Source organism: Bacteroides ovatus (assembly GCF_001314995.1).
GTDB classification, from domain to species: domain Bacteria; phylum Bacteroidota; class Bacteroidia; order Bacteroidales; family Bacteroidaceae; genus Bacteroides; species Bacteroides ovatus.
In genome coordinates, this window is record NZ_CP012938.1 from 1,156,512 (window position 1) to 1,169,993 (window position 13,482).

General features: G+C 47.1%; 10 protein-coding genes. 2 read left to right on the top strand and 8 right to left on the bottom strand.

The genetic code is table 11. The annotated features are described in order from the left end of the window. Positions 1-6 precede the first annotated feature (6 nt). The 3 genes from Bovatus_RS04590 to Bovatus_RS04600 all read right to left on the bottom strand — a co-directional run bounded on the left by Bovatus_RS04590 (position 7) and on the right by Bovatus_RS04600 (position 3,677). On the bottom strand, positions 7-1,401 hold the full coding sequence (locus Bovatus_RS04590; protein WP_004295748.1) for an acyloxyacyl hydrolase: 1,395 nt from the start codon (positions 1,399-1,401) through the stop codon (positions 7-9). 33 nt (positions 1,402-1,434) lie between these two features. After that, positions 1,435-2,058 carry a chloramphenicol acetyltransferase gene (locus Bovatus_RS04595; protein ID WP_004295747.1) on the bottom strand — a complete coding sequence of 208 codons (624 nt, stop codon included), beginning with the start codon at positions 2,056-2,058 and terminating at the stop codon, positions 1,435-1,437. Positions 2,059-2,159: 101 nt separating this feature from the next. Beyond that, on the bottom strand, positions 2,160-3,677 hold the full coding sequence (locus tag Bovatus_RS04600; RefSeq protein WP_004295746.1) for a DUF4301 family protein: 1,518 nt from the start codon (positions 3,675-3,677) through the stop codon (positions 2,160-2,162). 106 nt (positions 3,678-3,783) lie between these two features. On the opposite strand from Bovatus_RS04600, the gene Bovatus_RS04605 reads away from it, so the two are divergent. Continuing rightward, the gene (locus tag Bovatus_RS04605) at positions 3,784-6,003 is read left to right on the top strand and encodes a RelA/SpoT family protein (RefSeq protein ID WP_004295745.1); all 2,220 of its coding nucleotides are present in this window, start codon (positions 3,784-3,786) and stop codon (positions 6,001-6,003) included. A 14-nt stretch (positions 6,004-6,017) separates the two neighbouring features. Here Bovatus_RS04605 and Bovatus_RS04610 read toward each other — a convergent pair whose 3' ends face one another. From Bovatus_RS04610 to Bovatus_RS04620, 3 genes are all read right to left on the bottom strand, one after another. After that, complete coding sequence (locus Bovatus_RS04610; RefSeq protein WP_004295744.1) at positions 6,018-7,175, bottom strand: MFS transporter; 1,158 nt, start codon at positions 7,173-7,175, stop codon at positions 6,018-6,020. 9 nt (positions 7,176-7,184) lie between these two features. Then, positions 7,185-8,006: a 3-methyl-2-oxobutanoate hydroxymethyltransferase gene (gene panB / locus Bovatus_RS04615; RefSeq protein ID WP_004295743.1), complete on the bottom strand. Its 822-nt coding sequence runs from the start codon at positions 8,004-8,006 to the stop codon at positions 7,185-7,187. Positions 8,007-8,251: 245 nt separating this feature from the next. Then, positions 8,252-8,899, bottom strand: a complete 648-nt coding sequence (locus tag Bovatus_RS04620) for an HAD family hydrolase (protein WP_004295741.1) — start codon at positions 8,897-8,899, stop codon at positions 8,252-8,254. 150 nt (positions 8,900-9,049) lie between these two features. Here Bovatus_RS04620 and Bovatus_RS04625 point away from each other — a divergent pair, with 150 nt between their 5' ends. Then, positions 9,050-10,414, top strand: a complete 1,365-nt coding sequence (locus Bovatus_RS04625) for an MATE family efflux transporter (protein ID WP_004295740.1) — start codon at positions 9,050-9,052, stop codon at positions 10,412-10,414. A gap of 39 nt (positions 10,415-10,453) precedes the next feature. On the opposite strand, the gene Bovatus_RS04630 is transcribed toward Bovatus_RS04625, so the two are convergent. Both Bovatus_RS04630 and Bovatus_RS04635 read right to left on the bottom strand, forming a co-directional pair. Then, positions 10,454-12,772, bottom strand: coding sequence for an ABC transporter permease (locus tag Bovatus_RS04630; protein ID WP_004295739.1), 2,319 nt, complete (start codon positions 12,770-12,772; stop codon positions 10,454-10,456). An 18-nt stretch (positions 12,773-12,790) separates the two neighbouring features. After that, a complete protein-coding gene (locus tag Bovatus_RS04635; RefSeq protein ID WP_004295738.1) occupies positions 12,791-13,465 on the bottom strand; it encodes an ABC transporter ATP-binding protein in 675 nt (224 codons plus the stop codon). Positions 13,466-13,482: the final 17 nt, after the last annotated feature.

The following is a 13,482-nucleotide window of genomic DNA, read 5'->3' on the forward strand; positions in this document are numbered from 1 at the left end:
TGGGGGTTAATGACGTACTTTAGGATATTTATTATTAAAACGGAAACCAAGACCGAGCATCAGATAATTAGGGGTCTGGAAATCCTGAAGATTGTAGCCGATGTGAAGGAATGAACTCCGGGTGACGTTGATCTTCAACGCAAAGACCTGATACAGTCCGCGCAAATCGCCACGCCCCAGTACATTCGTTCCCAAGCCGACACCGATGGTAAAAAACGGCATCACGTATTCTGCCCGTCCGGAAAGTCCGAGCGCAAGCTGATTCTGAATGCCCGGCACGAGAAATTTACGACGAGAGGAACCACTGCCTGCATCGTACTCCACCAGCGCATCTTCGGTGTACACATTGGCACTACCGTCATAGACACCATCCAGCGAAACTCCAAAGCGCAGCTTATAGTTGAGATTGTACATCGGAGCAAAGTTGAACCCCGCTACGGGATAGCTGCCCGGTGATGCAATCTGTTTCTCGCCCACATAGACGCCTTTGCGACGCCACGAGCCGAACAACACAAGGTCATAACTGACGTGTCGCGGAAAACGGGGAACGTAGGGATGAACCAATGATTTAGTGAGGTCGGCTTCTTCCCGGTTGAAGTTGTACACCAGTCCGATTTTCGCTCCGGTGGTGTTGACACCTGCATTGGGAAACTTGGTGTTGCCGTTGGAGAAATGCGTGAAGTCTCCGCCGATGATAAAGTCGAAATAACGGGAAAGCGACCAGTTAAGGTAGATACCCGCATTGAGGTAGGCATTCACCCGTGAGCCTACGGCTCCGTTGTAGGAGTTGTAATCGTTGTCATAAGGTTTCCATCCGGCAGAAATACCGAAATTCCACTCGTAATTGAGCGAAAGGCGGGGATTGAAACGGGCAATGCGTGCACCTTGAAAGACATAGAACGTCATCGGATCACCCAGTTGCTTTTTGTCGCCAAAGGTGGTGAAAGCCAAGCCGAAACCTTGATAAGCTCCGCCATAGATGCGGTCGGCACAGGTGTTGGGACGAAACTTGAAAGAGTATTTCAGATGAGCGGCAAATGAACTCTGGATGGGTTTCCACCGTTCGTTCTCGCCTTGCAGGAAAGGATTGGTGGGGAACACGTATTGCGGCCGCGCCTCTATCCCCAACCGGTGAATGAAATGGTGGGGAACGTAGGGAGCTACAGTGTCGGCTCCGCATTGCGGGAAGCTGTTGTGCCGGAAGCCATGAATTTCTTCCTGCAATCTCCGCACTTCTTCACGAAGTTGGCGGACGTCCTGCTGGAGCTGTTCTACGTCTTGCCGCATTTCCTTCACCTCTTTCTCTTCCTGCCCTACCTCCTGCGCACTAAGCGAAGTGCCGGGGAAAAGCAAAGCGGAACAGATTACGGCGATTTCCCATCTGGGTATCTTTACTCTCATATAATAGTCTGGTTTGTCTTTTCAGAACGGAAGTTACAAATGGAGCTTCTCAATAAACTGTGCCACATGATAGCCGTCCATCAACCCATGATGGCAGGTTACGGAAACGGGCATCATCAGTCTTTCTCCATCACGGAAGTACTTTCCGGTGGAGATTTTGGGAACACTGTCGCCCGAACGCATATTGGTGGGGTGCTTCATGTCGGTGAATGAGAGCCACGGCACTGCCGAATAATGAATGGCATTGGGATGGAAAGTGCCTCCTTTGTTGAGTCCCGTAGTGACTTGCAAACGTTCCATTTCTGCCTTTGCCCGACGGATAAAAACGAGTTCGTCCGGATCGTATTCAAAGGCGGCAAAAGAAAAGGTATGGTCGTCACGGCCTACGGTGGCTTCGGGCAGAAGGCTGTCATAGCACACCACCTTATCGCCTTCGATGCGATAACGGAATTCTTCTACCGCAGCAGCGGCAGTCGTTATCCGGTGGAGGACTAACAGGGAAAAGGATATGCCTTTGGTTTTGGCTTCCTGATATGCGCGCGTACAGTCTACCTGAACGGTCACTCCGAAAAACGGATCGTCAAAAGCACTGAAATGTTCGTAATGTTCTCTTCTGTTCCAAGTAGCAATATCGATGATCTTCTCTATCTGATTCATTCTAAACACTCTTTTTTATTTGAGAAACGCAGATTAACGCAAATTATCGCAGATTTAGCCTATTTCCTTTGCGGTAATCTGCGTTTCTAAATTCAGACTCTTTACTGATGTTGCTCACGCAACAAGTCGTTCACTGTTTTTACCGGGTTGAAAGTGGAAAGTGGCACTTCTACAAAGACGGTATTCCAGTCGCTCATCGCTCCGTTCCACAAGCCGGGAAGTTCGAGAGCTTTCAGGTCTTTGCCGTTCTTCGATTTGTAGGAGATGAAGCCTGTTGCTTTATCTACATACTTCACCAGGTCGAACTTATGTCCTTTATAATCGCGCACGGCGCATACGAGGTCTACCGGATTGAAGTGTGTGCCTTTCTCGAACATTTCTTTCTTTTCCGGATCGTCCATGTCGATCTGTGAGCTTTCGAGGATTTGCAGGGAGATGGTTCCGTCGCTGTTGTAAGCAAGGAACGGGCCGCCACCGGGTTCGCCTACGTTCTTCACCATTCCGCAGACGCGCATCGGGCGGTTGAACTTGTTTTTCAGGTAGATGGCGAGTACGGAATCTTCGAGGTCTTTCGTCTCCGGATTCTTGCAGAAGAGTTTCTTTTGCAGGAATTGAAGCATTTCCATCATCTGGTCGTGGGTGTATTTACCGCTGTCGAGCAGGGTAAGGTATTCGAATACTTGTTCTTGCAAAGTCACGAGCACTCCGGCAATCAGTTTCTTATAAGTAACGGTGTCGGCTTTCAGTCTGTCGGGCACTACGTTGTCGATGTTCTTGATGAAGATAATGTCTGCATCGAGGTCGTTCAGGTTCTCGATCAGTGCGCCGTGGCCACCGGGACGGAACAGCAGTTTGCCGTTGTCACGGAAAGGTTGGTTGTCCATGTCGGCGGCAATCGTGTCGGTACTCGGCTTTTGTTCGGAGAAGGTGATGTAATAGTCTACTCCATAGCGTTTGGAAAATTCGTCTACCTTTTCGGCTACCAGCTTCTTGAAGAGTTCACGGTGTTCGGTAGATACCGTGAAGTGCACGTTTACTTTACCGCTCTTTCCGGCAGCATACAAGGCTCCTTCGGCGAGATGTTCTTCCATCGGCGTGCGTGAACCTTCGGGATACTTATGGAATTTGAGCAGACCTTTCGGTAGTGCGCCGTAATTCAGTCCGGCTGTTTCGAGCAGGGCGGATACCACTGCTTTATAGTTGCCGTCTTCGATCAGTCCGGGAATATCTTTTCCGTCGATACGCTGGCAGGCTACATTCAGGTCATCATAGAAAGCAAAATTCTTGATTCCGTCGAAGAATGTCTGTTCGAACTTGGTAGTCGGTCGGTCATAGTCGGCAGACAGGAACTCGAACAGGTTCTTGAACATACGACTCGCTGCACCGGAGGCGGGCACGAACTTCACAACAGTCTTATCTGTGTTGGTATATGCATCCCAGGCGGCCAAATAAGCCTTCTGTTCTTCTGCATCGGGAGCTAATATTCCCTTTTCGATGGAGGCTGCCGCATCCAGCTTCAAAAAGGGGAAACCCGTCTGGAAGCATGCTAATTGTTCTACAATTTGCTCTTCCGTGATGCCTTTCTTGGCAAGCAACTCTTTGTCCTGTGTCGTTATCATAATATCTAATTTTATTAATTGATGCCCAAAAATACAAAATGTTATTTACTTCTTGCCGAATAACCGGGAAAAAAACTAATTTTACATCGAATTAACAAGATTGAATATGGACGACTTTTTTACATCAGAGGAAAAAAAGGAGCTTTTTTCACTCTACCGGCATTTGTTGCAATCTGCAGGAGATAGCATTTCCTGGAAGGATTGCCTAAAGTTAAAGAGACATCTTATCAAAGCGGCCCAGTGTAACGGTCTGCAACGCAATAACTTCGGGATGAATCCCGTCATCAGAGATTTACAAACGGCAGTGATCGTTGCCGAGGAAATCGGTATGAAAGGTTCGTGCCTGATCGGTATCATGTTGCACGAAATCGTGAAGGGGCATGTATTGTCTATCGACGAGGTGAACGCCGAATATGGGGATGACGTAGCAAGTATCATCAAGGGATTGGTGAAAACGAACGAGCTGTATGCGAAGAGTCCGGCTATCGAGTCGGAAAACTTCCGTAATCTGCTGCTTTCTTTTGCGGAGGATATGCGTGTAATCCTGATTATGATTGCGGATCGTGTGAATGTGATGCGCCAAATCAAGGACACGGGCAACGAGGAGGACCGGCTCAAAGTGGCGAACGAGGCTGCTTACCTGTATGCTCCGCTGGCACATAAGCTGGGATTGTACAAGCTGAAATCGGAACTGGAAGATTTGTCTCTCAAATATACGCAGAAGGAAACGTATTATTTTATCAAGGATAAGCTGAACGAGACGAAGGCGTCCCGCGACAAGTATATCGCTGCTTTTATCGAACCGATCCAGAGGAAGGTGTCGGAAGCGGGATTGAAGTTCGACATCAAGGGACGCACGAAGTCGATTCATTCGATATGGAACAAGATTCAGAAGCAAAAGACTCCTTTTGAGGGGATTTATGACTTGTTCGCCATCCGTATCATCCTCGATTCGGAACCGGACCCGGCTAAGGAGAAGCAGGAATGTTGGCAGGTTTATTCGATTGTTACGGATATGTACCAGCCGAACCCGAAACGTCTGCGCGACTGGCTCTCTATCCCTAAAAGTAATGGTTACGAGTCGTTGCACATCACTGTGATGGGCCCGGAAGGGAAATGGGTGGAAGTGCAGATACGTACCCGCCGCATGGACGAGATCGCGGAACGCGGATTGGCCGCTCATTGGAGATATAAAGGTATCAAGGGTGAAACGGGTCTGGACGAGTGGTTGACTTCTGTGCGGGAGGCGTTGGAGAATGCAGACAACGATTCACTGAAAGTGATGGATCAGTTTAAGATGGATCTCTACGAGGATGAAGTGTTTGTCTTCACGCCCAAGGGGGATTTGTTCAAGCTCGCCAAAGGGGCTACGGTATTGGATTTTGCTTTCCATATCCATAGTAAGTTGGGATGCAAGTGTATCGGCGCGAAAGTGAACGGCAAGAATGTGCAGCTCAAACAGAAACTGAACAGCGGCGACCAAGTGGAGATCATGACTTCAAACACCCAGACGCCGAAGCAGGACTGGCTGAACATCGTGACGACTTCCAAAGCGCGCACCAAGATAAGGCAGGCTCTCAAAGAGATGGTGGCACGCCAGCACGCTTTTGCCAAGGAGACGCTGGAACGGAAATTCAAGAATCGTAAGTTGGAATATGATGAAGCGACCATGATGCGCCTCATCAAGCGTTTGGGCTTCAAGAATGTGACGGAGTTTTATCAGCAGATTGCCGACGGTGGACTGGACGTTAACGAGATTCTGGATAAGTATGTGGAGCAACAGAAGCGGGACAGTGATACGCACGATGAAATTGTGTATCGCAGTGCCGAAGGGTATAACTTGCAGGCTGCGCAACAAGAGGAAACGACGTCTAAGGAAGATGTTCTGGTAATCGATCAGAATCTGAAAGGGTTGGAATTCAAGTTGGCTAAATGTTGTAATCCGATTTACGGGGATGATGTGTTTGGTTTCGTTACGGTAAGCGGTGGTATCAAGATACACCGGGCGGACTGTCCGAATGCCAATCAGATGCGCGAACGTTTCGGTTATCGTATTGTGAAGGCTCGTTGGGCGGGGAAATCGGTAGGTACACAATATCCTATCACGCTGCGGGTTGTAGGGCATGATGATATTGGTATCGTGACTAACATCACTTCTATTATATCCAAAGAGAATGGTATCACGCTGCGCTCAATCGGTATTGACTCGAACGACGGTTTGTTCTCCGGAACACTGACGGTCATGGTGGGTGATACGGGACGTTTGGAGGCTCTTATCAAGAAATTACGTACTATAAAGGGAGTAAAACAAGTTAGCCGGAATTAATTCCGGCTACTCTCCTATCTTACTTTCTTCTTTATATAATAAGGATAGGTAATCAATGCAAAGAAGAGTAAAGCAATGGATGCTACTATCTGTCCGGTATGTAGCATCTTATCTGTATCCAATTCCATGTAGCAGGCGGTAGCGATTCCCAGGGAAATGCCGATTTCGGTTGCCAGCAGATGGGTGGTGTTGGCTGTTCCGCGTTGGCAATGGTGGGATAGCTTTACGAACATCACCAGAAATTCCGGCAGGATAAAGCCTAAGCCCAGTCCTAAGAGTACGGAGGAAATGCCTATGGAGATGTCTGTATTCAGTAGGGAGATGGCTACGATTTCCAATCCGAGTCCTATAATGACCAGCCGCAGTGTTTTCTCTTTCAGGAAAAACAGACGTGCAAAGAACAGAGAAACGATGTATCCGAGGGCTGTTCCTACAAAGAACGGTACGGGGATTCCTGTGTTTCCGAGTACGAAATCGTTTAGGAAAGGGTGTACCATGGGAACCAGCAGTCCCGGAATGAAGGTTATCAGGATCAGATTGATGGCAGGAACCCATCCACGAAGCAATAGGAAGCGGTCGAAGGAATAGAGTTTGGTGACAATCGGCGCACGGAAAGGTACGTAGACTCCTGATAACATGAGGATTCCGACAGCTCCGGTTATGACAGATACAGTGAGCAGGGTTTGGAAGGATTGGCTTTGATAAAGCCATACTCCGAGGATAATGCCTGCGATCATTCCCATACGTGCCATCCAGGAGAAACTGACGTTTCCCGCACTGCGCAGTGTGGAGTTGGTGATGTCGATGGCCAATGTGATGCCGGCTGTTGTGCCTATGCCAAAGGCAAGCCCTTGCACGGTGCCCAACAGAATCAGTTCTGTGAGGTTGGTGACAAAGGCGTATCCGATGGTCGCCACTACCATCAGGACAGCAGCAAACATACAGACGTACTTACGCTTGTATGCATCTACCAGATAGGCATGGAAAGGACCGATGAGGAACATCCCCAAGGTGAAAAAGAGAAAGATTACTCCTGTCTGTGCAGCCGGCACTCCGAGACGGTCGGCCATCTCTACGGAAAGCACCGGAAATAACACATACAAGGATATAAACAACAGCAAATTAGCTACACATATCCGCATAAAATGAACTGTCCACAATTTAACTGCCATATACTATATTTAATATTGTTCCTTCTCGTTGGGGAAGTAGCAATTCTTCACGTCAGAAACGTAACGGCTGATGGCATCGGTCATCACCGTGTACAAGTCAGCATAACGACGCAAGAAACGCGGACGGAATCCGTTGTTCATGCCAAGCATGTCCTGAATCACCAATACTTGACCGTCTACGTGGCCACCGGCACCGATACCGATAATAGGTATGGTCAGTTCGGATGCTACGCGTTCGGCAAGGGTTGCGGGAATCTTTTCGAGTACAATGGCAAAACAGCCTGCTTCTTCTAATAGATGGGCGTCGCGAATCAGTTTTTCGGCTTCGGCGTCGTCTTTGGCACGCACGGTATAGGTGCCGTATTTATTGATGGATTGAGGCATGAGTCCCAGATGTCCCATTACCGGAATGCCAGCACATACGATGCGTCTCACCGTGTCTATGATTTCTTCACCACCTTCGAGCTTCAAAGCGTCAGCGTGGCTTTCTTTCATGATACGGATGGCAGAAGCAAGTCCTTCCATCTCGTTGCCCTGATAGGATCCGAAAGGCATATCAACCACTACCATCGCACGTTTCACGCCGCGTACCACGGATTTGGCATGATAGATCATTTGGTCGAGTGTGATAGGAAGTGTTGTCACATTACCTGCCATTACATTGGAAGCGGAGTCGCCTACCAGGATTACGTCCATTCCCGCACCGTCTACAATCTGTGCCATTGTGTAATCATAAGCAGTCAGCATAGATATTTTTTCACCTCTCTGTTTCATTTCAACCAGGCGATGAGTAGTCACCTTTCTTGAGTCATCTGATATATAACCAGCCATGTCTTTTTAAATTAAAAATTAATGATTAAAAATTAAAACGACGTCAAGCGCCTTCAAAAATCGCGGCAAAGTTATAACATTTAATTCATAACAGAGAAGGAAATGCAAAAAATCCTTTCAAACACCTCGCTTGGATAGCTGGGGAGGCGGTTGGAAGGATTCTGTGAGGTATAATAAAAGCTCCTTAACAATATAAGGAAGCGATTTATCAAGTGCAATAATGCGTTTCGGATTTATTCTTTCTCTTAACGATGCAGGATCAGGAGCTTGTCGTAGGTCATGCCGGTGAAGTCGTCTATTATATAATGTGCTTTGCCAGTGATGGCTTCACGTGTATTGGTGGTGGCAAGTCCGATCACTGTTGCCCCGGAAGTCATTCCGGCTTGCAGGCCGTGGAAAGAATCTTCAAAGACGTAGGTGTTTTCGGGGGTGGCTTCAAAGATTTCCATCCCGAGCAGGAAGCAGTCGGGAGCCGGTTTGGAACGGGCAAACATCTCTCCGGTCAGGATGCGGTCTACCATTCCTTTAAATTCGGGGTGGGCATTGTAGACGTTAGCCATCTTCTCTTCGTTGGAGCTGGTGACTACGGCTATCTTTGCACCGTTACGGCGAAGATCGGCTATAAAGGCTTCTACTCCGGGGATGTATTCGTAGGACATCTTTTGCTCGTAAACGTAGAGTTCGGCGCTTATTTCAAGCTGGGCTTCGGGTTGGTCCGAGAAATACTTTTCATAGATTTGCAATAATGTCTGTCCCTTAATACGGCGGCCGAAATCTTCTTCATTCAGATATTTCCGTCCCTGCTCGTCCCAGAAGACTGTGTACTGCGTTTCTGTATCCATAATGACACCATCAAAATCGAAGAGTGCCGCAATCGTTTTCGTTGTATTCATATATAAACTTTCTTTTTACCTAAACGTTAAACCTTGTGTATCCGTCGTTGCAAAGTTCCGAATAATCATCGAATCAGGCAAATAATTCGTACCTTTGCAAAGCTAAAAAAAACGTAACATACGTTTTTATCCAACAAAATCTACTAGCGCATGAGCAAGAACGACCCACATATCTTAGGCAAAGAAAGTATCGGCAAATTGCTGTTACAATATTCCATTCCTGCAATTATCGGAATGACGATTACTTCTATCTATAATATTATTGATAGTATCTTCATCGGACATGGTGTAGGCCCAATGGCGATTGCCGGACTAGCCATCAGCTTTCCGCTGATGAATCTGGTGGTGGCTTTCTGTACATTGGTATCGGCGGGCGGTTCTACGCTGGCGTCTATCCGTCTGGGGCAAAAGGACATGAAGGGGGCTACGGAAATCTTGTCACACACGTTGATGCTCTGTATCACTAATTCGTTCTTCTTTGGTATTTTGTCTTTCATCTTCCTGGATGATATATTGGTTTTCTTCGGGGCCAGTAGCGAGACGCTTCCTTATGCGCGGAGCTTTATGCAGGTGATCTTATTGGGTACTCCTATCACTTATACGATGATTGGGTTGAACAACGTGATGCGTGCTACCGGATACCCGAAAAAGGCGATGTTGACTTCGATGGTGACGGTGGTAGCGAACATTATCCTCGCTCCTATCTTTATTTTCCACTTTGAATGGGGAATGAGGGGAGCTGCTACGGCAACGGTGATTTCACAGTTGATCGGTATGGTGTGGGTGGTGAGCCATTTTGTCAAGAAAGACAGTACGGTGCATTTTGAGGGGAATATCTGGAAGATGAAACGGAGGATTGTGGAGAGTATCTTCGCCATCGGTATGTCTCCTTTCCTGATGAATGTGTGTGCGTGTGCCATTGTGATTATCATCAATAACAGTCTGCAAAATTACGGGGGCGATATGGCGATTGGTGCTTATGGGATTATTAACCGTTTGCTGACGCTTTATGTGATGATTGTGTTAGGTCTGACGATGGGTATGCAGCCTATTGTGGGGTATAACTTCGGAGCACAGAAGATAGACCGTGTGAAACAGACATTGCGACTGGGGATTATCTCCGGGGTCGTGATTACCAGTAGCGGGTTTATTATCTGCGAGTTCTTCCCTCATGCCGTATCGGCTCTTTTCACGGATAGCGATGAATTGATTGATTTGGCCGTAGACGGTATCCGGCTGGCTGTATTGATGTTCCCGTTTGTAGGGGCGCAGATTGTGATTGGTAACTTCTTCCAAAGTATCGGGAAGGCTAAAATAAGTATTTTCCTTTCGCTGACGCGACAGTTGCTTTATCTTTTGCCTTGCTTGCTGCTCTTTCCCAACTGGTGGGGATTGGAAGGTATCTGGATTAGTATGCCGGTATCGGATGCATTGGCGTTTATTACGGCGGTTGTCAGTCTGATGATTTACATTAAGAAAGTGTCTAAACAACATCCGGAAACGGTAGCGGAATAAAGCATTAACTGCTTTACTCCGCCTGTTGGTTTTTATTCTTTATTCTGCTTTGATGCTCTTTACGGGGTTTTCATTGGCAACGTGCCAGGCTTTCACTACCACGCAAGCCACGATAACCAATAGTACCAGCAGGGCTATTCCTATAAAAAGTAACAGATCCATATCAATTCGTTCGCTAAACTGTTCCAACCATATTTGGCCTGTAAAATAGGAAGCGGCAGTACCTATCAGCACAGAGATTACGGAGATATTCAGAATGTCGTATATCAATAGTTTCAGGATGCCGGAGGCCTCTGCCCCATTCACTTTGCGTATGGCTATTTCCTTGCTGCGGCGTTGAGTTTCTCCATTCACATAGCCAATCAATCCCGTGATGACAATAAGCAGGATGAAGCAGGACGAAATCCAGACTGCGTTACGGAAACGGTATACGCTCTTATAGCCTTCGCGAATCATGCTGTCTACTGAATTGAAGTTCAGGGCTACATTCGGGAATGTTTTTGCCACACATTCGTTCAAGCGTTTCAGGTTCTCGTCATAGGGTTCTTTTAGACGAACATTGATGGTGTGATTGGCCGATTCTTTATCGGCAATCAATACGATAGGAGACTGACTGGAATAGAAACTTCTATTACGAATATCATCAAACACTCCCACGATGGTACCTTCTACCCCACTCACTGATTTTCCTACGGCACCATCGGTCCATTTCATCAAACGAACGAGTTCTTTATTTACCAATAGATCGCCTTTTTTCTTGATGGTAGTGCCTTCTGTTATTCTGATTCCCATCACATTCGGATAATCATAGTCGCACATATTGAAATTAAGGGTGGCAATGCGTTTGCCGTCGTTACCAATCAATCCACGTGTCCAATATTCTCCCAGTACGCTGTGTGTGGATGCCGATACCCCGTCCACCATCGGTTGGCGGAGCAACTCGTCTTTTACATGTTCTACTGTTTCGCCGGACATCCAGGTTTCGGCTTCTACCAGTCCCGGAATCTTGATTCCCATATCTCCATTCATCAGGTGAGAATATTGTAACAGGGTAACCAGCAATAATCCGAGTACAAAGGAGGTACCCGTGAACTGGACAAATAGTAATGAACGTTTCCATCCTCTTTTTCCATCCGTATAGTGCCGGAATACCTGCGTGACGGGAATACGTGAGAACAGTTTTCCCGGTATGCCTCCTGCCAGGAGGAAAAGGACTACTACAGTGAGCAAGGGTATCCAAATGATGTCCCAGGCAAACAGTGAGGCAAGGCTGGTTCCCAACAGGTCTTCGATCAATTCGCCCATGTTGATTATCAACAGGAAGCTAAACAGGACGGATAGTAGAACCAATACTCCGGTTTCTGCCAGAAACATGCCAAAGATGTTTCCGGAACTGGCTCCACTGCATTTATGCACTCCTACGCTTTTTGCACGACGACTGATAGTGGCTATTGAAATCAACATATAATTCATGATGGCTACAAAAAACACTGAAAAGCCGAGGAAGCCGAATATCATCAAACGTTTCTGGGTATCGGCAGAATCCAGATGGCGTTTCGAAAGAGGAACAACGCTGTATTCCAACTTCCAGTCATCCCATTGCAAGGGGCTGTATTTTGCCATTACTTGTTGAATTTTGCTGTTCACCTTGTCTATATCCGACGCATGACGCAAGCGTGCAAAGGCATAAAAGATATCATTCCCATTCCAACCGTTACCACTCGCATAGCGACCATCGCGGTGGATGGTAATCACAAAGTCACGGGAGAGCATCGAATTTTCGGGTATGTCTTTATAGACGCCGCGAATTGTGAGCTCCAACTGCTTGTCGGCCGAAAGGGTTTTCCCAATAGGGTCTGCGCTACCGAATGTTTCACGGGCAAAATGTTCTGATACAAATATGCTATTCGAGATGATGAGATCTTTCGCGTTCCCTTTTAGTACGGGTATACCCATCGTTTCAAAGAAACAGGTGTCGACCATCATGTAATTTGCTTTTGACAGCAGTTTGTCTTCCTTATAAATATGATAAAACTGGGAAGGAAGTACACAGGTGGCTGATTCTATTTCTTCAGGCATATCCTGCGCCAAGGTAAAAGCTACCGGATCACAGACGGTATAGTCATAATTCATTCCGTCATCACCCTGCACTTCGCCGGTCGTCATATTCTGTGCCGCTATTCTCGCCATTATCAGATTCTCCGCTTCCGGGTAACATTTCTCATAGCTCATCTCAAAAGCTATTTGCGAGAAAAGCAAGATGCCAACTGTTAGTCCTAAAGAAAGGGAGAGCACTCTTACGATATTCAAAGTACGCTCATGCAGTAATGTACGTATGCTATAATAGATTTGTCTCATACTTGCTTCTGATCTGGTTTATGCTATCACACTGGCTACCAGGCTGCCGTCGAACAAATGAACTGTACGATGGGCAAAGGATGCGTCGTGTTGTGAGTGTGTCACCATGATGATGGTTGTTCCTTCTTTATTCAGTTCGGTCAACAGGTTCATCACTTCTGCCCCATTCTTTGAGTCGAGGTTACCGGTCGGCTCATCGGCGAGAATCAGTTTCGGGTTGGTCACTACGGCACGGGCAATGGCGACACGTTGTTGCTGACCACCGGAAAGTTGTTGCGGAAAGTGTTTGGCACGATGGCTGATGTTCATCCGTTTCAGAATGTCTTCTACCATGCGGCGGCGTTCGGATGCTTTAAAGCCCAGGTATGTCAGAGGAAGTTCTACATTCTCGTAAACATTCAGCTCGTCGATCAGGTTAAAGCTCTGGAATACGAATCCGAGTTTGCCCTTACGCACATGGGTACGTTCTTTCTCTTTCAATCCGCCCACTTCTTCACCCATCAAGCGGTAGGAACCTTCGGTGGGGTTATCGAGCAAACCCAGAATATTCAACAAAGTGGATTTACCACAACCGGAGGGGCCCATAATGGCTACAAACTCTCCCTCTTTTACTTCAAGGTTTACGTGATTCAAGGCAACTGTCTCTACTTCGGAAGTACGGAATACTTTACTGATGTTGTTTATTTCAATCATACTCTTTTTATTTATGT

What these genes read in the sequence shown, in the direction of transcription:
- Bovatus_RS04590 (WP_004295748.1), bottom strand. Translation starts at nt 1,401, where the DNA reads ATGAGAGTAAAGATACCCAGATGGGAAATCGCCGTAATCTGTTCCGCT.
- Bovatus_RS04595 (WP_004295747.1), bottom strand. Translation starts at nt 2,058, where the DNA reads ATGAATCAGATAGAGAAGATCATCGATATTGCTACTTGGAACAGAAGA.
- Bovatus_RS04600 (WP_004295746.1), bottom strand. Translation starts at nt 3,677, where the DNA reads ATGATAACGACACAGGACAAAGAGTTGCTTGCCAAGAAAGGCATCACG.
- Bovatus_RS04605 (WP_004295745.1), top strand. Translation starts at nt 3,784, where the DNA reads ATGGACGACTTTTTTACATCAGAGGAAAAAAAGGAGCTTTTTTCACTC.
- Bovatus_RS04610 (WP_004295744.1), bottom strand. Translation starts at nt 7,175, where the DNA reads ATGGCAGTTAAATTGTGGACAGTTCATTTTATGCGGATATGTGTAGCT.
- panB (WP_004295743.1), bottom strand. Translation starts at nt 8,006, where the DNA reads ATGGCTGGTTATATATCAGATGACTCAAGAAAGGTGACTACTCATCGC.
- Bovatus_RS04620 (WP_004295741.1), bottom strand. Translation starts at nt 8,899, where the DNA reads ATGAATACAACGAAAACGATTGCGGCACTCTTCGATTTTGATGGTGTC.
- Bovatus_RS04625 (WP_004295740.1), top strand. Translation starts at nt 9,050, where the DNA reads ATGAGCAAGAACGACCCACATATCTTAGGCAAAGAAAGTATCGGCAAA.
- Bovatus_RS04630 (WP_004295739.1), bottom strand. Translation starts at nt 12,772, where the DNA reads ATGAGACAAATCTATTATAGCATACGTACATTACTGCATGAGCGTACT.
- Bovatus_RS04635 (WP_004295738.1), bottom strand. Translation starts at nt 13,465, where the DNA reads ATGATTGAAATAAACAACATCAGTAAAGTATTCCGTACTTCCGAAGTA.